Raw genomic sequence first — 20,498 nt, 5'->3', positions numbered from 1 at the left:
TTCACGGAGGGTTGCCGCTGCGGGTAGGGCACGGGTCAACCGTACCTCTACCCCGGCACCCTCCGCACCGTGCTGTCGTGTTCTTCCCATTGCCGAGCACGTTCGAGCACATGTGCTCTTGATTCCGATTAGAGTCATGTTGTGGTCGTGGCATCATGTGGAAGAGGGTGCGGTGAGCGCACCTCCTTCCCCTGGATGAGCGACATGCGGCACGCCTACGCGGAGATCAACGGCATCCAAATGCACTACGTGATGGAAGGGAGGGGCGAGCCCATCCTTTTCCTCCACGGATGTCCTGAATACTGGGGAATCTGGAAGCGATATCTCGCGGAGTTCTCGAAGGACCATCTGGCCATCGCTCCAGATCTCCGGGGTTACAACCAGACGACACGGCCGAAGGACGTCGAGCAGTACAACATCCACCTCCTGGTGGAGGACGTGCGCGCGCTGTTGGACCACCTGGGCCTGAGCAAGGTCACCGTGGTGTGCCAGGACTGGGGCGCACTGCTGGGCTGGAGCTTCGCGCTGCGGCACCCGGAGTACGTCCGAAGGTTCATCACCGCGAACGTCACGCACCCCGCCCTGTTCAACCGCGAGCTGCGGGAGAACCCAAAGCAGCAGGAGGCCAGCAGCTACATGCTGACTTTCTCCATTCCGGGCGTTGGCGCCCAATTCGAGGCGAACGACTTCGCCTTCATGCGCCAGGCGGTCATTGCGGAAGCTCGCAAAGATGGTGCGCAGCTCTCCGACGAGGACGTCGAGGAGTGGGTGCAGTCCTGGAATTCTCCTGGCGCAATCGAAGCCGCCCTCAACTACTACCGGGCCGCGAGGCTCGCCCCACCGGATGGAAAGGGCTCCCCGGGTGGCAGCAACCTCCTGGAGGGGGTGTCCCAGGAGAAGTGGAAGGCTCGCTTCCCAGTGCTCATGCTCTGGGGGGAGGCAGACGCCACTCTGCTCCCAGGCTGCCTCAATGGGTTGGAAGAGTACGTGCCCGATCTCACCATCCATAAGTTCCCAGGGGCGACACACTGGGTCACCTTGCAGCGGTCGACGCAGGTCTTCCAGCACATCCGCGAGTTCATGGCGCGCAAGGGCTGAGCGCGCTGCTCACACTGTCAGGCCACCAGACAGAGGTGAGGCCGTTCGGCCCCCCGGGCCCCGGCTCTCTGCGTCCACGCGGTGGGCCTTCTGGGGGGCTGGGCCCGCCGGTCCTGACACGGCGGCTCCCGCGGGGCGCTCCGAGGAGCGTGGGGCAAGGGCATCGCGTTCGGTACACTCCAGGTCTCACGAACGTCGACAACCCTGCCCGTAGCGCTTAACCTCTCGCTCGTGCCCCAACCCACCGAGCCTGACACTTCCACCAGGGACGCCATGGCGAGTGAAGCGGAGCCGTTCGACGGCAACCCCGCCAGCCCCAAGAATCTCCTCGAGCCCGTTCCTTTCTATGCGCGGCTGAGAGAGGTAGACCCGGTCTACTGGTCGGACGCAGTGCACGCGTGGTTCATCACTCGCCACGACGACGTGCTGAATTGCTTTCGCGATCCGCGCCTGAGCGCCAACCGGATGGGGTTCTATCAGGCGCAGCTCGGGCCGCTCGAGCAGATTGGCCCAGGCCTCATCGATAACCTCATGTTGTCGCTCACCCATCAGATGTCGATGCGGGACGGCCCGGAGCATGTCCGGATGCGTCGGCAGACCTCCGTGGGGTTCTCGCCCCAGGCGCTCGACGCCTGGCGCCCGGCCATCCGCCACACCGCGGAGCAGCTGGTGGCGCGGGTCAAGTCGCAGGGGCGCATGGACGTGGTGAAGGCGGTGTCGAGACAGCTGCCTCCCATCGTGATCGCGGATTTCCTGGGAATTCCCCAAGAGGATCGCGACAAGTTCCTGGAGTGGTCGGAGCCCATCGCGGATTTCAACGCCCCCGCTGCGGGTACCGACGTGGTGGCACTGGCCCGTAGGGGCAACGTGGCGATCGGGGAGTTGGTCGACTACCTCAAGGCGCTCATCGAGAAGCGCCGCCACGATCCCGGGCAGGACGCCCTCAGCCAGATGCTGCAGGCGCAGGAGGCAGGGCGCATGACCCTGGATGAGCTGGTGTCCAACACCAGTCTCATCCTCTTCGCCGGGCATACCACCACCACGGATCAGATCAGCAACGGTCTGTACGCGCTGCTGACGCATCCGGAGGAACTCCACAAGCTCCAGTCGGATCTCGGCTTGATGAGGTCCGCCGTGGAGGAGATGCTGCGCTTCAACCCGGCGGTCCCCTACATGCACCGGATTGCCGCGGAGACCTTCGAGCTGCGTGGCAAGACCATCAAGAAGGGGGACGTGGTGTTCATGGGGCTGGCCGCCGCCAACCGAGATCCTCAGGCCTTCCCGGATCCAGATCGGTTCGACATCAGCCGAGACCATCTGCACACCAAGCACATGGCCTTCACCTTCGGGGCCCATCACTGCATCGGCGCGGGTCTGGCTCGCCGCGAGCTGGAGATTACGTTCGAGGTGCTGTTGACGAACCTGCCGGGCCTGCGCCTGGACGAGGACCAGGCGCCGCAGCTCAAGTGCCACAGCATGATGTTCCGCGGTTTCGAGTCTCTGCCCGTGCGGTGGTGAAGCACCATGGCGGTGACACGGCCCCTGGACGGTAGCCGGGGGGAATGTCGCGGTCAGAAAGCCAGGCGCAGCGTCTCCAGGCGCCGCCGGATGGGCGGCTGAGGGCGGTAGTCGGGCTGGGTGATGTCGAAGAGCGGCCGGAGATTGGGCATGCGCCGGAGCATCTCACCGAGGCAGATCTGCCCCTCCATTTGCGCCAGCGCCGAGCCCAGGCAGTAGAAAGGGCCCGAGCCGAAAGCCAGGTTGCGCACGTTGGTCCGCCGGGTGATGTCGAACCGATTGGGCTCGGTATACATGTCCGGGTCCCGGTTGCCTGCGCGCAGCATCAGCAGCAACAGGCTGTTGGCTGGCACCTTGCCCCCCACCAGCTCCAACGGCTTGGTGGTCACCCGCATGAGCATATCGACTGAGCCGTCATAGCGGAGGACCTCATCGATGGCGGAGGGAAGCAACTTGGGGTTGGCCTTGAGCATCTCGAACTGCTCGGGGTGCTGCATGAGCGCCAGGACGCTATTGGCAATCAGGTAGGCCGTGGTCTCATGGCCTCCAAACATCAACATGACGCAGTTGCCCACGAGCTCATCGTCGCTGATGAGTTGACCCTCTCGCTGGGCTGCCACCAACACGCTGGTCAGATCGTTGCGGGGCTCGCGGCGGCGTGCTTCCACGATAGGCCGCATGTAATCCTGCACATCGAGGACGGCCTTCTGGGTCTTGAGCAACGTCTCGAGGTCGGACATCTGGAACAGGTTGTTGATGTCCCGTGACCACTGCATGAACAGACCCCGGTCCTCGGCCGGTACACCGAGAAGCTCACCAATGATATGGGTGGGCAGCGGGTGCGCGATGTCCTGGACGACATCCAGCTCTCCCTTGTCCTGCACGGCATCGAGCAGCATCTTGACGATGGCCTCGACGCGCGGACGCAGCCCTTCCACGGTGGCCGCCGTGAAGTACCGCCGGAGCACTCGCTGGACGCGCTGATGGTCCGCCACGTTGGTGTGCCCCATCCACAGGATGAGGGAGGAGCGGAGAGGCTGGAGCTGCCGCTGCGCCTCGGGCGGGAACTGGTCTATCCAGCCGGTCAGCTGTGCGGACTGGATCTCGGCATCCTTGAGGACGGTGGTGATGTCGTCGTAGCGCGTCAGGATGTATCCCTGTAGCTGGGGGCTGAAGTACACAGGGGCCTCAGCACGCAGGCGGTTCAGCAGCGGCGTCGCATCCTGCAGGACGTCGGGAGCGAAGATGTCGTAGGTGGGAGCAGTAGCGGCAGGTTGATCGCTCATTTTTCGAGAACACCCTTTGGATGCAGTGGGAATGGCTCCAGTACGCTCGTGCCGTGATCTTCTACCAGGAATTACTTTGACCCAACCAGCGGTCGCGGGATCCATCCTGATTTTGCTGTGAGTAAGATTTCCGGGATGGATGCCCGGTGCGCTCCCCCGGCCAGCGGACCATGAGTGGGTGGGAGGGCCGTGCCGCTCCCCTTGAGATGGCTCCGGTCAGCCTGCCTGTCGGGCAGGGGAGAGGGGACGAGCGGCAGGCAGCGGATCCCCGGGCCCGAATCCGTTATAAGCCAGCCCGAAATGTTCACCGGACTCATCCAGGACATCGGCGTGGTGGAGCGGGTCATCCCCGGAGGGATGACGGACGTGTGGATTCGCACGGCGCTGGGCGCCAGGGATTTCGCGCTCGGTGAATCGATCGCCGTGGACGGCGCCTGCCTGACGGTGGTGGAGCGGAGCGGGGACTCGTTCCGGGTGCAGGCGGCTCCGGAGACGCTCCGGCGCACCACCCTGGGGGCCGTGGGCCCCGGCTCGCGCGTCAACCTCGAGCGGGCGCTGGCCCTGGGCGACCGCCTGGGCGGCCACCTCGTCAGCGGACACGTGGACGCCGTCAGCGAGGTGTTGGAGACGCGGCCCGAGGGCGGCTCGTGGGTGATGGTCTTCCGGCTCCCCGAGGCGCTGGCCCCCTTCTTCATCGAGAAGGGCTCGGTGGCCATCGACGGCATCAGCCTCACCGTCAACACGGTGGGGGTGGACCGCTTCAGCGTGCAGCTCATCCCCGAGACGCAGGAGCGCACCACGCTCCGGGCCAAGGCCGTGGGGGAGCGGGTGAACCTGGAGGGGGACATGATTGGCAAGTACGTGGCGCGGCTGGTGTCGCTGCGTCAGGGGCCCGGTGGCGGGCTCTCCGAGGCGGTCATCAAGGCGGCCGGTTTCGGCGGATGATTCGAAGGAAAGGCCAGGACGCAATGGCACGCGGTGGTAGCAGGCGGCACGAGTCGGACAGCATCTCCCTGGTGGAGCAGGCGCTCGCGGAGATCCGCAAGGGGCGCATGGTCATCCTCACGGATGACGAGGACCGGGAGAACGAGGGAGACCTCGTCATGGCGGCGGAGAAGGTGACGCCGGAGGCCATCAACTTCATGGCCACCCACGGGCGCGGGCTCATCTGCCTGTCGCTCGTCGAGGAGCGCATCCGCCGGCTCAACCTGCCCCTCATGGTGCAGGACAACACCTCGTCCTTCCAGACGGCCTTCACCGTCTCCATCGAGGCCGCCCAGGGCGTCTCCACCGGCATCTCCGCCGCGGACCGCGCCCACACCATCCAGGTGGCCGTGGCCCCCAACGCGAAGCCGAGCGACCTGGCCCGCCCCGGCCACGTCTTCCCGCTGCGCGCCCGTGACGGCGGGGTGCTCGTGCGCACCGGCCAGACCGAGGGCAGCGTGGATCTGGCGCGCCTGGCCGGCCTCTCGCCCGCCGGCGTCATCTGCGAGATCATGAACCCGGACGGGACCATGGCCCGCCGGCCGGACCTGGTGAAGTTCGCCCGGAAGCACAAGATGGTGCTGCTGTCCGTGGCCGACATCATCCGCTACCGGCTGGAGCGCGAGCGGCTCATCCGGCGCATCGGCGAGGCGAAGCTGGAGCGCCGGGGGCAGGGCACCTTCCAGGCCTACACCTACGGCAGCGACGTGGACAGCGCCGTGCACGTGGCCCTCGTCAAGGGCGACATCTCCGGCCGCGAGCCCGTGCTCACCCGCGTCCACAGGGCCTGCCTCGTGGGAGATCTGCTGGGCAGCGCCGGGTGCGACTGCGGCAGCCAGCTCGAGCAGGCCCTCCAGCGGATTCAGGCGGCGGGGCGGGGCGTGGTCGTCTTCCTCCAGCGCGACGTGCCCCCGAAGAACCGGCTGCAGTGTACCCACGTCTCCAACGAGGAGGCCGTGCCGGGCAACAACGACCAGACGCGCCTGCGCGAGTTCGGCGTGGGGGCTCAAATCCTCAAGGACCTGGGGCTGTCCCGGCTGCGGCTGCTCACCAACAACCCCAAGAAGATCGTGGGGTTGGAGAGCTACTCGCTGGAGGTGGTGGAGCAGATTCCGCTCACCCTGTCCGCCGAGCCCGTCCGGCGGGTGGCCGCGCGCCGCCCTCCCCGCCGCCGCACGACGAAAACTCTGTAGGGACGCCAGCCGGGTGGCTGGTGTAGAGAGGGGCCGCACATGCCTCGCTACATCGAAGGTGACTTTCTTCCTCCCAAGGGCCGTTTCGCCATCTGCGTGGCCCGTTTCAACGCGTTCATCACCGAGGAGCTGGTGAAGGGCGCGGTGGACACGCTGGTGCGCCATGGAGTGGCCGACGGCGACATCGACGTCTTCCGCTGCCCCGGCACCTACGAGCTGCCGGCGCTCACGCGGCGCGTGGCGGACTCGCGCACCTACGTGGGCATCATCACCCTGGGCGCCGTCATCCGCGGCGGCACCCCGCACTTCGACTACGTGGCGGGCGAGTGCGCCAAGGGCATCGGCAACGTGGCCTTCAACGCGCAGGCGGCCGTCACCTTCGGCGTGCTGACGTGCGACACTGTGGAGCAGGCCATCGACCGGGCCGGCGTGAAGGCCGGCAACAAGGGCGCCGAGGCCGCCGCCGCCTGCCTCGAGATGGTCAACCTCCACGCGAAGCTGGCCACCACCCTGGCCACGGACGGGAAGAAGGGTTAGCCATGGGCGCTCGGAGAACCGCACGGGAGCGCGCGCTGCAGGCGCTCTACCAGCTGGAGATGACGCCCGGCTCCGCCCACGACGCCCTCGAGTCCGCGTGGGCCGCCACCGAGGAGGCCCACAAGGAGCCCGAGGCGGTGAAGTTCGCCCGCGAGCTGGTGGACGGCGTCATGGGGAACCGCGCGGAGATCGACCGGCTCATCGAGCAACACAGCCACAACTGGCGGTTGGATCGCATGTCCCGCATCGACCGCAACGTGCTGCGCCTGGGTGTCTTCGAGCTGAAGTACCGCCCGGACATCCCCAAGAAGGTGTCCCTCAACGAGGCGGTGGAGCTGGGCAAGAACTTCGGCACCGAGGAGTCCAGCGCCTTCGTCAACGGCCTGCTGGACCGCGTGGCCGCCGCGCTGGGGAAGCAGTGAACGTCGCCGCCTACGACGTCGGCCTGCAGGGCCTGGACTCGCTGGAGGGGGTGGATGCGCTCTGCCTCTTCGTCGGCGAGGACGACCGGCCCCTGCCGGGCTCGGCCGGTTACGTGGACTGGCGGCTGTGTGGCGCCCTGTCGCGCGTGCTCCAGTCCGGCTTCTTCGTGGGCGCCCAAGGCGACTCGCTCCTGCTTCCCGCGGATGGCCGCTTCCCCGTGCCCCGCATCTTCGTCATCGGCCTGGGGCGCAGGAAGGCCCTGGATGCCTCCTCGCTGGGCGAGGCCCTCGCCAATGCCGGCCAGGTGCTCGCCCGGGCGAAGGTGGAGGGCGTGGCCCTGGAGATCCCCGGCACCGGCGCGCTGGACGAGGCCGCCCGGGCCGCTTCCCTGACAGACAAGTTCATTCCGTCTTTCAAGGGAGGCAAGAAGGTCGCCGTCCTGGCGGACAAGGAACTGGCACGCCGTCTGCCGGGACGTAAGGGCTGAAGCTCGCCGCCGCCCTCCGTTCTGCTACGATGGGGGGCCGGTTCCAACCCATGAAGTTCAAGATCCTGATCGTGGAGGACTCCAAGGCGTCGCGCGAGCTGATCGCCGCGACGGTGGAGTCCATCTCCGGTCTGGAGGCGATCGCCACCAGCAGCGGCTTCGAGGCCCTCAAGCTCCTGCCCCGGCACCGGTTCGATCTCATCATCACCGACATCAACATGCCGGACATCAACGGGCTGGAGCTCATCAACTTCGTCAAGAAGAACCCCAACTACCGCGACACGCCGCTGTTCATCGTCACCACCGAGGGCCGTGAGAAGGATCGCGACCGCGGACTGGCGCTCGGCGCGGCGGAGTATCTCGTCAAGCCCTTCTCTCCGCAGAGCCTGGTCGGGCTCGTGCGCCGCTACCTCAAGCTCGCGTGAACCAGGCCGGAAAAGCACTCGCGGAGTTCGTTGCCGAGGGGACGGAGATCCTCGAGGCCCTGGGCAAGGATCTGCTCGTGCTGGATCAGCAGCGCGGCACGGATCCGGAACCGGATCTCATCAACGGCATCTTCCGGGCGGCGCACTCGCTCAAGGGCCTGTCCGCGCTCTTCGGGCAGGAGCGCATCTCGAAGCTGGCCCACCAGGCCGAGGATCTGCTGGACCGGCTGCGGCTGGGCAAGCTGTCGCTGGACGACCAGGTGCTCGACTCGCTCATCGAGACGCTGGACGTGCTCCAGGCCCTGCTGGCCGAGGCGTCCCGCGAGGTGTCCTCGGACGCCCTGAGCGGGCGCGTGACGGAGCTGGGCACGCGGCTGGCCAACCTGGGCATGACGTCGGCCGCCGTGGACGAGGATCCGCTCGACCGGCTGGAGCTGGACGCGCAGGTGCGCGCCGTCTTCACCGAGTACGAGGAGCACCGCCTGCGCGAGAACGTGCGCCGCGGCGTGGCCCTCTTCCGCGTGCGTGCCGCGTTCGACCTGTCCGACTTCGACACGGGGCTGGCCGAGCTCAACTCGCGCCTCAAGCCGCTGGGCGAGGTCGTCAGCACGCTGCCTTCCTCGGAGCCGGGCGGGGCCTCGGGCATCGCGTTCGATCTCATCTTCGGCGCCAAGGTGCCGGAGTCGGAGCTGGCGGCGAAGCTCCAGGGCACGCCCGCGCAGCTCTTCGCGCTGAGGGTGCGCCCCGCGGCCGGCGGTGCTCCGGCTCCCGCGGCTCACGCCCCCGTGGCGCAGTCCGTGGCCCAGGGGAGCCGTCAGTCCGCTCCTCCCTCCGTCGAGACGCCCGCGGCGCCCAAGAAGCCGCGCAAGAAGCGGGCTCCCAAGGGCGGTGGCGCCGAGACACCCGACGCGGTGACCGAGAGCCCCGTCCAGGCCCCGCTGCTGCGCGCCGTGGAGCAGGCCAGCCCGGAGGAGCTCACCCAGGGGGTGCTGGAGGCGATGCGGATGGGCGAGTCCACCTCGCCCCCCCGCGCCGAGCTGGCCGGGCCCCCGGTGCGCACGCTCACGGACGAGCCGGTGTCCCCGCGCGGTCCGCGGATGGAGAACGAGTCGGCGCGCTCGCTCACCCAGACGGTGCGCGTGGACATCAGCCGCCTGGACGCGCTGATGAACACCGTGGGCGAGCTGCTGCTCATCAAGGCCAACCTGCAGCGCATGGTGGAGGCCTCGCGTCAGCAGGAGGGCTCGGTGATGCTCTCCAGCAAGATGTGGGGCCAGGAGCTGTCGCGCGAGACGCGGCAGTTGGAGCGCAAGCTGGACGCGCTCCAGCAGGGCCTGCTCGAGGCGCGCATGGTGCCCGTGGGCCAGGTGTTCGACCGGCTGGCCCGGCTGGTGCGCCGGATCGCCCGGGACGCGGGCAAGGAGATCGACTTCGTCATCGGCGGCGGCGACGTGGAGCTGGACAAGCTCATCGTCGAGGAGCTGAGTGATCCGCTGATGCACATCATCCGCAACGCCATCGACCACGGCGCGGAGTCGCCGGAGGCGCGGCTGGCGGCGGGCAAGTCCCGGCGGGCGCGCGTGTCCCTGCGGGCCGAGCAGAAGGGCAACCACGTCGTCATCGAGGTGAGCGACGACGGGGCGGGCATCGACGAGCTGGGCGTGCGCGACATGGCGCTGCGCAAGAACCTCATCACCGAGGCCCAGGCGCGGGAGATGAGCCGGCGCGAGCTGCTCAACCTCATCTTCCTGCCGGGCTTCTCCACCGCCCGCAGCGTGTCCGAGCTGTCCGGCCGCGGCGTGGGCCTGGACGTGGTGAAGAACAACATCGGCAACCTGTCCGGCATCATCGACGTGTGGAGCGAGCGCGGGCAGGGCACGGCCTTCCACCTCACGCTGCCCGTCACCCTGGCCATCATCCGCGCCCTGGTGGTGGGCGTGAGCGGGCGCACCTACGCGGTGCCGCTCAACAGCGTGCTGGAGATCCTCTCCGTGAAGCCCTCGGAGATCCGCACCGTGGAGCGGCGCGAGGTGTTGGACGTACGGGGAACCACGTTGCCCCTGATGCGCCTGGCCCGGCAGTTCGGCCACCCCGAGCGCCAGAACGACCGGCACTTCGTGGTGGTCGCCGGCCTGGCCCAGGAGCGGCTGGGCATCGCCGTGGACGAGCTGCAGGGCCAGCAGGACATCGTCGTGAAGTCCCTGGGTGGCCGCCTGCAGGGCGTGCGAGGGATCTCCGGCGCCGCGGACCTGGCCAACCGGCGCACCGTGCTGGTGCTGGACGTCGGTGCCTTGCTGGAGGAGGGGATGAGCCTGGAACGACGCCGCGCGTGATGTCTCCGGCCGTAGGGCTGCTATCCTCTCCCTCGTGCCTTCCCTGTCCGTCCTGCTCGACAGCTTCTTCTACCGTCCGGATGAGGACGTCGGCCCCATCCAGGAGCTGGTGGCCGGCACCGATGAAACGGTCGAGCCCGTTCCCGAGGAGATCCCCGAGGAGTACCTGGCCTTCCGGCTGGAAGGGGAGCACTACGCGGTGCCCATCCACGGGGTGCGGGAGATCGTCAAGGTTCCGCCGCTCACCGAGGTGCCCCGCGCCGCGGCCAACCTGCTCGGGGTGATGTACCTGCGGGGCGAGGTGTTGCCCGTCTACGACATCAAGGTGAAGCTGCGGCTGGCGGACAAGGCGCCGCTGGTGGCGGGTCCTGATGCCTCGGAGCCTTCACGCGGTGCGCGCATCATCGTGGTGCAGACGGCGGACGGGCTGGCGGGCATCTGGGTGGACTCGGTCTCCGAGGTGGTGCGGCTCCGGCCCTCGATGCTGGAGCTGGCCCCTCCTGGCGTGGGCGGCGGCGAGCGCGACTGCGTGGTGGGGCTCGGGCGGCGCAAACAGCAGCTCTTCATCCTGCTCGACATCTGGCAGGCACTCACATGAGACAGCGCTTCAATGTCCTGAGCCAGCTCACGCAGTCCCAGGCCGACGAGGCCGCCGCGGCCGAGAGGGATCCGCTCGTCCAGCTGTGCGCCTTCTTCGTCGGGCCCGAGGAGTACGCGGTGGACATCATGCGGGTGGAGGAGATCCTCCAGCCCCAGCGCCTCACCCCCATCCGTGGCGCGCCGCTCTTCATCGAGGGCGTCATCCGCCTGCGCGGCTCCATCATCCCCGTGGTGGATCTGCGCAAGCGGCTGCTCGGCGTGGAGGCCCCCGTGGACACACCCAAGACGCGGCTGCTGGTGTGCTGGCTGGGCCGCAGGCGCGTGGCCTTCACCGTGGACCGCGTGTCCGAGGTGGTGCGGCTGCGGCGCAGTGAGATCAAACCCGCCCCGGCCATTGGCGCGGTGGGTCCGGCTCCCTTCGTCGTCGGCGTGTACGGCGAGCAGGAGAAGCGGGAGCAGGAGAAGCACGAGAAGCGCGAGCCGGAGCGGCGCGGGTTGGAGCGGCGCGCCCCGGAGTCGCGCGGGCAGGAGCGGCTCAAGCTGCTGCTGGACGTGAAGGCATTGCTGCTCTCGGAGATGGTGCGCGACTCCGGCCGGAGGATGAACGGATGATCGAGGAGGGGCGGAACGCCGAGGAGGCGCGTTACCGCGCCCTGCTGGAGCTGGACGTGTCCGCGGAGGGCGCGCGGGAGACGCTCGTGGCGGGGCTCCATGACGAGAGCTGGCGGGTGCGCCGCGCCGCCGCCGAGGGCCTCACCCGGGTACCCGGGCGCGACCAGGTGGTGGAGCGCCTCATCTCCGTGCTGGGCGAGCGCGACGAGACGGGCGCGCGCAACGCGGCGGCCGAGTCGCTGTCCGGCATGGGCCTGGAAGCGGTGGGGCCGTTGGTGCGGCTGCTCGGGCACGTGGATCCGGATCAGCGCAAGTTCGCCGCGGACATCCTCGGACAGCTGGGACAGTCCCAGGCCGAGGACGCGCTGGTGCAGGCGATGCTGGAGGACACGGACCTCAACGTCCGGGTGGCCGCGGCCGAGGCGCTGGGCAAGGTGGGCGGCAAGGTCTCGGCCCGCGCGCTGGAGCGCATCCTGTACGACCCCGAGCCGCTGTTGCAGTTGAGCGCGCTGGAGTCGCTCGCGGCCCTGCGCCACCCGCCGCCCCTGCCGGAGGTGGTGCGGTTGCTGGGAAATCCCACGCTCAAGCGCAGCGCCTACCGGGTGCTGGGCCTCATTCCGCAGGTGGCCGCCACGGAGCTGGTGTGCCGGGGACTGGGCGCGGAGTCGCGCTCCACCCGCGAGGCGGCGCTCGTGGCCCTGGGCACCCAGGCGGGCCTCGCCGAGCCCTCGCTGCGGCCCGAAATGGAAGCCGCGGTGCGGCTGGCGCTCAAGCGGTTGCCGGAGGCGGTGGCGTGGGTGGCCAGCGCGCTGGAGTCGGATGACATCGAGCTGAAGGCCGGAGCGCTCGTGGCGGCGGCGGCCCTGCGCGAGCCGCAGTTGGCGCCCCTGGTGGCGGAGGTGGCGCAGGAAGAGCGGCTGATGCCGGAGGTGATGCGCACGCTGGCGTACTTCGGCCCGGAGACGGGGCGCGAGCTGCTGGCGAGCATGGATCGGCTCTCCTTCCCGGCGCGCGAGGTGGCGGGGCACGTGCTGGTGGAGCTGGTGGACGCCACGTTCGTCCCCGAGCTGGTGCAGATGCTGGACTGGGGCGAGGTGGACCTGAAGGCGGTGGCGGTGCAGGCCCTGGGACGGACGAGCTCGCTGGAGGCGGTGGAGCCCCTGGCGCAGCTGCTCTCGCACCCGGAGCTGGCCGGTCCGGCGGCGCGCGCGCTGGTGATTCTCGCCGCCAACTTCTCGCGGCAGGTGGTGCAGGCCTTGGAGGCGGCGCTGGAGCACGGCGCGGAGCCGGTGGTGCTGAGCGCGCTGGTGCGCGTGGGAGGCACGGCCATGTTGCCCCTGGTGCGGCGGACGGCGCGCGAGGCCTCCGTGCCGCTGCGCGCCACCGCGGTGGAGGTGCTGGCCGCGGTGGACCCCGTGGGCGGCCTGGAGCTGGCGCGTCAGTCGCTGTCGGACGAGTCTCCCCGGGTGCGCACCGCGGCGGTGCGGGTGCTGGGCCAGGTGGGGGACAGGACGATGGCGGGACTGTTGAAGCAAGCCCTGGCCGACGAGGCCCTGGAGGTGCGGCTCGCCGCCCTGGAGGCGGTGGGCGAGTGTGGGGCCGTGGATCGCGTGGCGGACCTGGAGGCCCTGGTGCCGCATCCGGATGGAGCCATCGCCTACCGGGCGGTGCAGGCACTGGCGCGACTGGGGGCGCTGCATGACGAGGTGCTGCGGAAGGCCGTGGGCCATGGAGACCACGAGGTGGTGAAGGCGGCGCTGATGGCGGGCGCGGCCTCGAACGAGGGGGTGTCGCTGGCGGTGGGGCTGCTGGGCCACGCGAGTTGGGACGTGCGGGCCGCGGCGGCGCGGGTGCTGGGGGACTCCGGTGGGCCCGAGTGCCTGCCGGCGACACGGGCCGCCCTGGCGGCCGAGATGGATTCATTGGCTCGCCGCGCGCTGGTGGACGCGGTGGAGCGGTTGTCTGGGCGCTGAGCGGCCGCGGGGGGTCTCGGGGGTGATGCCTTTCGATACAGGCAGGCCGGAGATGTCCGCGGAGGAGTTCCGCCTGCTGCGGGACTTCGTCTATGGCCATTGCGGCATCCTCGTGCGTGACGACATGAAGTACGTCATGCAACGGCGGCTGTGGCCCCGGTTGGAGGCGCTGGGCCTGACGGACTTCAGCGCCTACTACCGCTACCTGCGCTTCGACGCGCAGCGCCGCGCCGAGCTGGAGACGGCCATCGAGGCCCTCACCACGCACGAGACGTACTTCTTCCGCGAGCCGCGCCAGCTCAAGGCCTTCTCCGAGGAGGTGCTGCCCCAACTGGAGCGCCGCAACGCGCGCACGAAGCGGCTGCGCATCTGGTCGGCGGGGTGCTCGTCCGGGGAGGAGGCCTATACGGTGGCCATGCTCCTCAAGGACAGCGGGCGCTTCGAGGGCTGGGACGTGGAGGTGCACGGCACGGACATCTCCCGCCGGGTGTTGGTCGCCGCGCGCCAGGGCGAGTACGGGCCCTCCGCGCTCCGCGCCACGCCTCCGGACAAGGTGGCCCGCTACTTCGTCCACGTGGGGCCCAACCGCGTGCGCGTGCGCGATGACATCCGCGCCTGGGTGTCCTTCGGGCACCACAACCTGCAGGATCCGGACGCTGCCCTGCACGTCTCCCGGCCCGACGTCGTCTTCTGCCGGAATGTGATGATCTACTTCGACACCGCCGCGCGGCAGCGGGTGTTGCGCCTCATCTACGACAAGCTGGTGCCCGGCGGTTACCTCCTGCTGGGGCACTCGGAGAACCTCATCAACCTCAGCGCGGACTTCGAGCTGGTGCACCTGCGCAGTGATCTCGTCTACCGCAAGCCGGAGCTCGGCGGAGGAGGTAGCCCGTGAGTGCCCTGGAGCCCGTGAAGGTGCTGGTGGTGGATGACTCTGCCCACAACCGGCGGCTGCTGACGGAGCTGCTCGAGTCCTCCCCGGACGTGAAGGTGGTGGGCACGGCGAGCGACGGCAACGAAGGCCTGCGCCAGGTGCTGGCCCTGCACCCGGACGTGGTGACGTTGGATCTGGAGATGCCGCGGCTGGGCGGGTACTCCTTCCTGCGGCTGCTGAAGAGCTCGGCGCCCACGCCCGTCATCGTCATCTCCAGCTACGCGCACAAGACGGACGTCTTCAAGGCGCTGGAGCTGGGGGCCTTCGACTTCATCGCCAAGCCGGCCAAGCCCACCCCGGACGTGCTGGAGAAGCTGCGCAAGGAGCTGTACGAGAAGGTGCAGGCGGCGAAGCTGATCCGCCCGGCGGAAGTGAAGCCGGTGGTGCGCAAGCCGAAGGTGACGCCGCTGGAGCCCTCGTTCGTGGTGGGAATCGGGGCGTCCACGGGTGGGCCACCGGCGGTGCAGCGGCTGCTGGAGTCGCTCGCGCCGGAGCCGTCCATGTGCCTGCTGGTGTGCCAGCACATGCCCAAGCAGTTCACCCGTGCCTTCGCGGAGCGGCTGGACAAGCTGGGGCCCTTCTCCGTGCGCGAGGCGCAGGAGGGAGACGTGCTGGCTCCGGGCCACGTGTTCATCGCGCCCGGCGGGCGGCAGCTGGTGGTGTACCGGCAGAACGGGCAGTACGTGCTGGGCACGCCGCCGCCGACGATGCAGGACAAGCACGCGCCCTCGGTGGACCGGCTCTTCATGAGCCTGGCCGAGGTGTTCGGGTCCAAGACGGTCGGCGTGGTGCTGACGGGAATGGGCTCGGACGGGGCGGTGGGCGCCAAGAGCATCCGCAAGGCGGGCGGCGAGGTGTGGGCCGAGTCCGAGGAGACGGCCGTCATCTACGGGATGCCCCAGGAGGCGGTGGCCACCGGCGCGGTGAGCCGGGTGCTGCCGCTGGGGTCGATCGGCCCGGCGCTGGTGGATCTGGCGCGCAAGCGCCGGTGACGGTAGATGCGGTGACATGAAGAGGTTTCCCACGGAGTTCGCGGAGCTGCTCACCCCGAAGGGGCGGCGCATCCTGGAGGGCAGAGACAGCGAGGCGTGCGGGGCGCTGCTGCGGCCGGGACAGCGCTTCGTGGCGCTCGGCGGGGTGCTGGACGCGCGCAAGGCGGTGGCGTGCCGGGAGCTGCTGGAGACGGCGCTGCGGGACACGCTGACGCAGATGGAGGACCCGATTCCCCCGGAGAGCATCTGGGGGATGACGGAGAACTACGCGGAGCTGCTGCCCAAGACGGTGCGGGTGAGGACGGCGCTGCTGGAGAGCCGGCGCTCGCGCTCGTGGAAGGCCGCCGAGGCGGTGGGGCTGGTGGCGATGATGCGCTCGGAGAGCTTCGCGGCGTTCGCGGCGTCGGTGAGCGGGAGGGCGCTGCGGCGCAAGTGGGGGATTCAGTCGCTGTGCTACGGCCCGGGGGACTACTCGGGCCCGCACAACGACCACCACCCCGAGGACGCCGAGGCCTTCGATGGCTACGTGGACATGCACCTCACGTTCGCCACGCCCGCGGTGGCGCACCAGTGGCTCGTCTACTCGAAGGGCGGACACTTCTCGGAGATGCGGAGCGTGAACACCGTGGGAGGCATCACGGTGTACCGGCTGCCCTTCTGGCACTACACGACGCCGCTGATGGCGAAGCCGGGCGCCGCGGAGGACGCACGGCGCTGGGTGCTGCTGGGCACGTTCCTGGACGCGCCCAGGGAGTACCGCCGGGGCACGGCCATCGAGCCGCCCCCGTCCGTCGCGCGGCCCGGATGAGGCCCGGTCCCCGGGTGGTGACCCCAGTCACCAGGGGATGAGGGCAGTCACCAGGGCAACCCATGTGAAGCGGTGCCGGCTGTCACCAGGTGCGGTCCGGCACACGTGTGCATGCGAGTGGAATCAAGGGTTTGCGAGCCCGGGGCGGAGGGAGCGGTGCATGGCACGCCTCCTGCTCTGTGTCGGTGCATCGACTTCGCTTCCGACACTTCGAGGGCACGCACATGGGCAACTACAGCATCAAGGCCGGGGACACGCTGGGCAACATCGCGAAGCGCTATCAGACCAGCGTCGGCGAGCTGATGAAGGCCAACTCGCAGATCAAGGACGCCAACCTGATCCTCGCGGGCGACAAGCTCAACATCCCGGGCAGCAAGGATGAGTTCGTGAAGGCCTCTGGCCCCAAGGGCGTGAACCTCGACGGGGGTGCCTCCGCCTCCGCCACCAAGGGCGCGCAGGCCAGCGCTCCGGTGGGCAACGTTCCGCAGGGGCAGGTGGGGGATTGGATCAAGGAGGCCATGCAGAAGCTGAGCGCCGCGGGCGTGCCGGCCGACAAGATGAACCCGCAGGACATCGCGTCCATCATCCAGCACGAGTCCAGCGGCGACCCGGACGCGCAGAACAACTGGGACTACAACGCCCAGGCAGGCCATCCGTCCATCGGCCTGATGCAGACCATCCAGCCGACGTTCGACGCGCACAAGCTCCCGGGCCACGACGACATCCGCAACCCCGTGGACAACATCATCGCGGGCGTCCGCTACGCGGTGGAGCGCTACGGCTCCGTGTCCAACGTGCCGGGCATCCAGGCGCTCCGCCAGGGCCAGTCCTACGTGGGCTACTGAGAGGACGGTCCGGGCCTTCCACGCCGAGCTGCAGGCGCTCGGCATCTGGCGGCGCGCGGGTGACGACGACATCCACTTCGAGGCGCTGGAACGGGTCTGAGTCCCGCCGGACGCAGGTGTCCCTGATCTCCCTTCACTTTGCTTGCCGCTCTGCGTCATCATCGAGCGGCCTCGGGAGCGCGTCAGTCACCCGCCGGAAATGCCGCCATGAACGTCGTCTTCATCTCCCCGCAGTTCCCGCCCCAGTTCTTCCACTTCGTCTCCGCGCTGCGCGAGCTCGGAGTCAACGTGCTGGGGATTGGCGATGCGCCCTACGACTCCCTCCGGCCCGAGCTGCGCGAGGCCCTCACCGAGTACTTCTTCACCCCCAACCTCAACGACTACGACGCCCTGCTGCGCGCTACCGGTTACTTCACCTGGCGCCACGGCCGCATCGACCGCATCGACTCGCTCAACGAGACGTGGCTCGAGGTCGAGGCGCGCCTGCGCGAGGACTTCCATGTCCCCGGCCTGCTGCCCGCGGACATCGCCCGCCTACGTTCCAAGCAGGGCATGCATGACGTCTTCAAGGGCGCCGGTGTGCCCCATCCGGATGCCATTCCCGTGAAGGACGCGGCGGGCGTGAAGACCTTCGCCCGGAGCGTGGGCTACCCGCTCGTCCTCAAGCCGGACGTGGGCGTTGGCGCCGCGCGTACCTTCAAGGTGTCCAGTGACGCCGAGGTGGATGCCGCCTTCGCTGAGTCCCTGTCCGGCTACGTGGCGCAGGCCTTCGTGCGTGGCACCATCGTCACCTACGACGGGCTCGTGGACCGGGATGGGCAGATCATCTTCGTCTTCAGCCACGAGTACAGCGACGGCATCATGGAGTCGGTCCTCGAGAAGCGGGACCTGGCCATCTGGGGCCACAAGGAGATTCCCCCCGCGCTGGACAAGCTGGGGCGCAAGACGGTGGCGGTGCTCGGGCTGCGCGAGCGCTGGTTCCACCTCGAGTTCTTCCGGTTGTCGGACGGAAGCTACGTGGCGCTGGAGGCCAACCTGCGTCCGCCCGGGGCCTACCTGCCGGACATGATGAACTACGCGTGCGACATCGACGTGTACCGCCTCTGGGCGCGGATGATGGCCGGGGAGGACGTGCGGAGCTTCCGCTACGCGCCCAAGTACCACGTGTGTCACGCGGCCCGGCGCGCTGGCCGCAAGTACCGCTACGGGCACCAGGAGGTGGTGAAGCGGCTCGGCGAGTCGCTGCTGCTGCACCGCGAGATGCCCGCCGTCTACCAGAGTGCCCTGGGGGACGAGATGTACCTCACGCGCCACCAGGAGCTGCCGGCGATGCTGGACGCGCTGCGCTTCATCCAGCAGCCCGCCTGAGCGGGGCGCGCGGCCTGCTCAGCGCAGCAGCCAGTGCATGGCGAAGGGCAGCCGTCGCTGCCAGTCCAGCTCGTGATGCCGGCCGGCGGGATCCAGGATGAGCAGGAGCTCGTGGTCGGCGTAGCCCAGGCGCTTGAGGTGGAGGTAGAAGTCGCGCGTGGCGTCACCGTAGAACATGGTGTAGCCGACGGGATCGATGATCTCCTCGGCGCCCGCGTCCAGGTAGATGCGCGACCATTGCCGGGTGTGGTTCGTCCAGTCGGAGAAGAGCTGGTTCCAGCCCCACATCACCGAGGGAGACAGGCCGCCGATGCGGCCGAACAGGTGCGGGTAGTGCCTGCCGAGGTAGAGGGCCATCAACCCGCCGAGGGAGGAGCCCATGATGCCGGTCCACTCGGAGCCCTGGCGGGTGCGGTAGACGCTGTTGACGTAGGGCTTGAGCGAGTCGAGGATGAAGCGGATGTAGGGCTCGGCCTGGGCGCGGACGTTGCCGCGGGGCTCGTCCCAGGGCGAGTACTCGGCGAGCCGGTTGTGGGTGGAGTCCGCGGCGACGATGAGCCACGGCTCGATGGAGCCCTCGCGGACGAGGTGCTCGAGGGTGAGGTTGGCGCACCAGGTCTCGTAGACGGCGGACTCGGGGTGGGCGAAGACGTTCTGCCCGTCGAGCATGTAGAGGACGGGGAAGCGGTGGCCCTCGGGGGCGGAGTCATACGCATCGGGCGTGTAGATGCGCACGGTGCGGGAGCGGCCTTCGTGAGGGGAGGGGAAGTCTCGGATGATGTGAACGTGTCCCATGGGGCCGCTGCTGGAGTCGGTGGTGGGGGCGCAAGATAAACAGGCGCTTCGCCTCGCGCCACCTCGGCGCTACCCCATGCCGCGGTGGCGCTACACTGGCCGGTATGGTCGATGAACTGGTGAGGACACTGGGACTTTTGCCGCACCCCGAGGGCGGCTTCTACCGGGAGACCTGGCGCTCGACGGTGCCGGTGGAGACGCCGCGAGGCACGCGCTCGGTGGGCACGGCCATCTACTACCTGCTGCCGCGAGGCACGTTCGCCGCCTGGCACCGGGTGCGCTCGGACGAGCTATGGCATTTCTACGACGGGCACGCCCTGACGATGTTCCTGCTCGACGAGAACGGACACCTGGAGACGGTGACGTTGGGCCGGGATGTGACCAGGGCCGAGCGGCCGCAGGTGCTCGTACCGGCCGGGGTGCTGCAGGCGGCGGTGCCTCGAGGGGACTACACGCTGTGCGGTTGCACGGTGGGTCCGGGCTTCGACTTCGCGGACTGGGAGATGCCCCGAGGCGAGGAGCTGGCCGCCCGCCATCCCGAGCACGCGGAGCTGTTCCGCCAGCTCTCCCACTCCTCCTCCTGAGCGGGATGTTCCGTCACTTCGTGCGAGGGGCCGGAGGCTTCTCGCTGATGTCGACGACCACGGGGACCTTCTTCTGCTCACCGCCCGGTGGTGGGCCGGGGACCACGAGCACCCGGTGGAAGGTTCCGAGTTTGGAGACCTGGGTGCGGATGTCCTCGAACGTGCGGGCCGAGCAGGCCCGGTCCTTGGGGAGCGCGCTCTGGGCCGCCTTGATGATGCGAGCCGCGGGCACCGTCGCGTTCTTGCGCTGGACGACCCAGATGTCATCGACCTGGTAGCGAGCCCCGAGCTGGACGTTCAGCCGGGGCTGGGAGGCGGAGGCACCGGTGGACGTGTCCGCCTGCCACGTCACGCGCGCTTCAGGCCAGCACAGTGAATGAAGCCGGTCCTCGAGGAGCCGGGCCGCGACATCCTGGCACTGGATGAACGGTCTGCTCCCGGTGGCCTCCGCGGGGAGGTCCGCGAGGAGGCGTTCACGCAGGGCGGCGGGCAGCTCGTCGAGTCCGGAGACCTGGGCGCGGGAGAACGAGGCGGTGCTCTTGGGCTGGCACTGCTCCCGGATGAAGAATCGAGTGTCGGCGCGCTGGAGCACTTCCCGGGTGTTGTGCAGTGGGGTGGTGCAGGCGGCCAGCGACAGGCTGAAGGCGGCGAGGGAGGTGCGGCGGAGCATGTGAAGGTATGTAGCCGACCAGGAGCCCCGGCG

21 protein-coding genes are annotated in these 20,498 nt (G+C 69.0%); 18 read left to right on the top strand and 3 right to left on the bottom strand.

Annotation, left to right across the window (positions count from 1 at the left end):
* The first annotated feature begins 195 nt into the window (after positions 1-195).
* Both Q664_RS41970 and Q664_RS41965 read left to right on the top strand, forming a co-directional pair.
* Positions 196-1,098: an alpha/beta fold hydrolase gene (locus Q664_RS41970; RefSeq protein ID WP_043409725.1), complete on the top strand. Its 903-nt coding sequence runs from the start codon at positions 196-198 to the stop codon at positions 1,096-1,098.
* 273 nt (positions 1,099-1,371) lie between these two features.
* Positions 1,372-2,616 carry a cytochrome P450 gene (locus Q664_RS41965; RefSeq protein WP_043409722.1) on the top strand — a complete coding sequence of 415 codons (1,245 nt, stop codon included), beginning with the start codon at positions 1,372-1,374 and terminating at the stop codon, positions 2,614-2,616.
* A gap of 53 nt (positions 2,617-2,669) precedes the next feature.
* Here Q664_RS41965 and Q664_RS41960 read toward each other — a convergent pair whose 3' ends face one another.
* The gene (locus Q664_RS41960) at positions 2,670-3,902 is read right to left on the bottom strand and encodes a cytochrome P450 (protein ID WP_043409720.1); all 1,233 of its coding nucleotides are present in this window, start codon (positions 3,900-3,902) and stop codon (positions 2,670-2,672) included.
* Between the two features lie 300 nt (positions 3,903-4,202).
* Here Q664_RS41960 and Q664_RS41955 point away from each other — a divergent pair, with 300 nt between their 5' ends.
* The 15 genes from Q664_RS41955 (at position 4,203) to Q664_RS41885 (ending at position 18,416) form a co-directional block, all read left to right on the top strand.
* Positions 4,203-4,847, top strand: a complete 645-nt coding sequence (locus Q664_RS41955) for a riboflavin synthase (protein ID WP_043409717.1) — start codon at positions 4,203-4,205, stop codon at positions 4,845-4,847.
* A gap of 23 nt (positions 4,848-4,870) precedes the next feature.
* Complete coding sequence (gene ribB / locus Q664_RS41950; protein ID WP_052519338.1) at positions 4,871-6,079, top strand: 3,4-dihydroxy-2-butanone-4-phosphate synthase; 1,209 nt, start codon at positions 4,871-4,873, stop codon at positions 6,077-6,079.
* 39 nt (positions 6,080-6,118) lie between these two features.
* Positions 6,119-6,616, top strand: coding sequence for a 6,7-dimethyl-8-ribityllumazine synthase (ribH, locus tag Q664_RS41945; protein ID WP_043409714.1), 498 nt, complete (start codon positions 6,119-6,121; stop codon positions 6,614-6,616).
* Positions 6,617-6,618: 2 nt separating this feature from the next.
* Complete coding sequence (nusB, locus tag Q664_RS41940; protein WP_043409712.1) at positions 6,619-7,038, top strand: transcription antitermination factor NusB; 420 nt, start codon at positions 6,619-6,621, stop codon at positions 7,036-7,038.
* Positions 7,035-7,526 (top strand): M17 family peptidase N-terminal domain-containing protein, encoded by a 492-nt coding sequence (locus Q664_RS41935; protein WP_043409710.1) that lies wholly within the window; start codon positions 7,035-7,037, stop codon positions 7,524-7,526. The genes nusB and Q664_RS41935 overlap by 4 nt, the downstream gene beginning before the upstream one ends.
* Before the next feature lie 50 nt (positions 7,527-7,576).
* Positions 7,577-7,951, top strand: coding sequence for a response regulator (locus tag Q664_RS41930; protein ID WP_043409781.1), 375 nt, complete (start codon positions 7,577-7,579; stop codon positions 7,949-7,951).
* Entirely contained in the window at positions 7,948-10,284 is a 2,337-nt protein-coding gene (locus Q664_RS41925) for a chemotaxis protein CheA (RefSeq protein WP_043409707.1), read from the top strand. The genes Q664_RS41930 and Q664_RS41925 overlap by 4 nt, the downstream gene beginning before the upstream one ends.
* A 34-nt stretch (positions 10,285-10,318) precedes the next feature.
* Positions 10,319-10,882 carry a chemotaxis protein CheW gene (locus Q664_RS41920; protein WP_043409704.1) on the top strand — a complete coding sequence of 188 codons (564 nt, stop codon included), beginning with the start codon at positions 10,319-10,321 and terminating at the stop codon, positions 10,880-10,882.
* The gene (locus Q664_RS41915) at positions 10,879-11,496 is read left to right on the top strand and encodes a chemotaxis protein CheW (protein ID WP_043409701.1); all 618 of its coding nucleotides are present in this window, start codon (positions 10,879-10,881) and stop codon (positions 11,494-11,496) included. The genes Q664_RS41920 and Q664_RS41915 overlap by 4 nt, the downstream gene beginning before the upstream one ends.
* Positions 11,493-13,469, top strand: a complete 1,977-nt coding sequence (locus tag Q664_RS41910; RefSeq protein ID WP_043409698.1) for a HEAT repeat domain-containing protein — start codon at positions 11,493-11,495, stop codon at positions 13,467-13,469. The genes Q664_RS41915 and Q664_RS41910 overlap by 4 nt, the downstream gene beginning before the upstream one ends.
* A 25-nt stretch (positions 13,470-13,494) precedes the next feature.
* Positions 13,495-14,364 (top strand): CheR family methyltransferase, encoded by an 870-nt coding sequence (locus tag Q664_RS41905; RefSeq protein WP_425117468.1) that lies wholly within the window; start codon positions 13,495-13,497, stop codon positions 14,362-14,364.
* Positions 14,361-15,395: a protein-glutamate methylesterase/protein-glutamine glutaminase gene (locus Q664_RS41900; RefSeq protein ID WP_043409691.1), complete on the top strand. Its 1,035-nt coding sequence runs from the start codon at positions 14,361-14,363 to the stop codon at positions 15,393-15,395. Before Q664_RS41905 ends, Q664_RS41900 begins: the two co-directional genes overlap by 4 nt.
* 16 nt (positions 15,396-15,411) lie before the next feature.
* On the top strand, positions 15,412-16,203 hold the full coding sequence (locus Q664_RS41895) for a hypothetical protein (RefSeq protein WP_043409688.1): 792 nt from the start codon (positions 15,412-15,414) through the stop codon (positions 16,201-16,203).
* Between the two features lie 185 nt (positions 16,204-16,388).
* Positions 16,389-17,048, top strand: a complete 660-nt coding sequence (locus Q664_RS61735) for a transglycosylase SLT domain-containing protein (protein ID WP_160174617.1) — start codon at positions 16,389-16,391, stop codon at positions 17,046-17,048.
* Between the two features lie 207 nt (positions 17,049-17,255).
* A complete protein-coding gene (locus Q664_RS41885; RefSeq protein WP_043409686.1) occupies positions 17,256-18,416 on the top strand; it encodes an ATP-grasp domain-containing protein in 1,161 nt (386 codons plus the stop codon).
* Positions 18,417-18,434: 18 nt separating this feature from the next.
* Here Q664_RS41885 and Q664_RS41880 read toward each other — a convergent pair whose 3' ends face one another.
* Positions 18,435-19,211 (bottom strand): alpha/beta hydrolase, encoded by a 777-nt coding sequence (locus Q664_RS41880; protein WP_043409683.1) that lies wholly within the window; start codon positions 19,209-19,211, stop codon positions 18,435-18,437.
* Positions 19,212-19,315: 104 nt separating this feature from the next.
* Between Q664_RS41880 and Q664_RS41875 the strand changes: the two genes are divergently transcribed.
* On the top strand, positions 19,316-19,795 hold the full coding sequence (locus Q664_RS41875; RefSeq protein WP_043409679.1) for a cupin domain-containing protein: 480 nt from the start codon (positions 19,316-19,318) through the stop codon (positions 19,793-19,795).
* A 13-nt stretch (positions 19,796-19,808) separates the two neighbouring features.
* On the opposite strand, the gene Q664_RS41870 is transcribed toward Q664_RS41875, so the two are convergent.
* Positions 19,809-20,465 carry a hypothetical protein gene (locus tag Q664_RS41870; protein ID WP_043409675.1) on the bottom strand — a complete coding sequence of 219 codons (657 nt, stop codon included), beginning with the start codon at positions 20,463-20,465 and terminating at the stop codon, positions 19,809-19,811.
* Between the last annotated feature and the right edge of the window lie 33 nt (positions 20,466-20,498).

It is taken from the genome of Archangium violaceum Cb vi76 (genome assembly GCF_000733295.1).
Lineage (GTDB): Bacteria > Myxococcota > Myxococcia > Myxococcales > Myxococcaceae > Archangium > Archangium violaceum.
Note: the sequence above shows the minus strand (reverse complement) of the source record. Positions and strands in the feature narration are given on the sequence as shown.

What these genes read in the sequence shown, in the direction of transcription:
- Q664_RS41895 (WP_043409688.1), top strand. Translation starts at nt 15,412, where the DNA reads ATGAAGAGGTTTCCCACGGAGTTCGCGGAGCTGCTCACCCCGAAGGGG.
- Q664_RS41965 (WP_043409722.1), top strand. Translation starts at nt 1,372, where the DNA reads ATGGCGAGTGAAGCGGAGCCGTTCGACGGCAACCCCGCCAGCCCCAAG.
- Q664_RS41870 (WP_043409675.1), bottom strand. Translation starts at nt 20,465, where the DNA reads ATGCTCCGCCGCACCTCCCTCGCCGCCTTCAGCCTGTCGCTGGCCGCC.
- Q664_RS41885 (WP_043409686.1), top strand. Translation starts at nt 17,256, where the DNA reads ATGAACGTCGTCTTCATCTCCCCGCAGTTCCCGCCCCAGTTCTTCCAC.
- Q664_RS41930 (WP_043409781.1), top strand. Translation starts at nt 7,577, where the DNA reads ATGAAGTTCAAGATCCTGATCGTGGAGGACTCCAAGGCGTCGCGCGAG.
- Q664_RS41905 (WP_425117468.1), top strand. Translation starts at nt 13,495, where the DNA reads ATGCCTTTCGATACAGGCAGGCCGGAGATGTCCGCGGAGGAGTTCCGC.
- Q664_RS41910 (WP_043409698.1), top strand. Translation starts at nt 11,493, where the DNA reads ATGATCGAGGAGGGGCGGAACGCCGAGGAGGCGCGTTACCGCGCCCTG.
- Q664_RS41970 (WP_043409725.1), top strand. Translation starts at nt 196, where the DNA reads ATGAGCGACATGCGGCACGCCTACGCGGAGATCAACGGCATCCAAATG.
- Q664_RS41960 (WP_043409720.1), bottom strand. Translation starts at nt 3,902, where the DNA reads ATGAGCGATCAACCTGCCGCTACTGCTCCCACCTACGACATCTTCGCT.
- Q664_RS41880 (WP_043409683.1), bottom strand. Translation starts at nt 19,211, where the DNA reads ATGGGACACGTTCACATCATCCGAGACTTCCCCTCCCCTCACGAAGGC.
- Q664_RS41875 (WP_043409679.1), top strand. Translation starts at nt 19,316, where the DNA reads ATGGTCGATGAACTGGTGAGGACACTGGGACTTTTGCCGCACCCCGAG.
- Q664_RS41955 (WP_043409717.1), top strand. Translation starts at nt 4,203, where the DNA reads ATGTTCACCGGACTCATCCAGGACATCGGCGTGGTGGAGCGGGTCATC.
- ribB (WP_052519338.1), top strand. Translation starts at nt 4,871, where the DNA reads ATGGCACGCGGTGGTAGCAGGCGGCACGAGTCGGACAGCATCTCCCTG.
- nusB (WP_043409712.1), top strand. Translation starts at nt 6,619, where the DNA reads ATGGGCGCTCGGAGAACCGCACGGGAGCGCGCGCTGCAGGCGCTCTAC.
- Q664_RS41915 (WP_043409701.1), top strand. Translation starts at nt 10,879, where the DNA reads ATGAGACAGCGCTTCAATGTCCTGAGCCAGCTCACGCAGTCCCAGGCC.
- ribH (WP_043409714.1), top strand. Translation starts at nt 6,119, where the DNA reads ATGCCTCGCTACATCGAAGGTGACTTTCTTCCTCCCAAGGGCCGTTTC.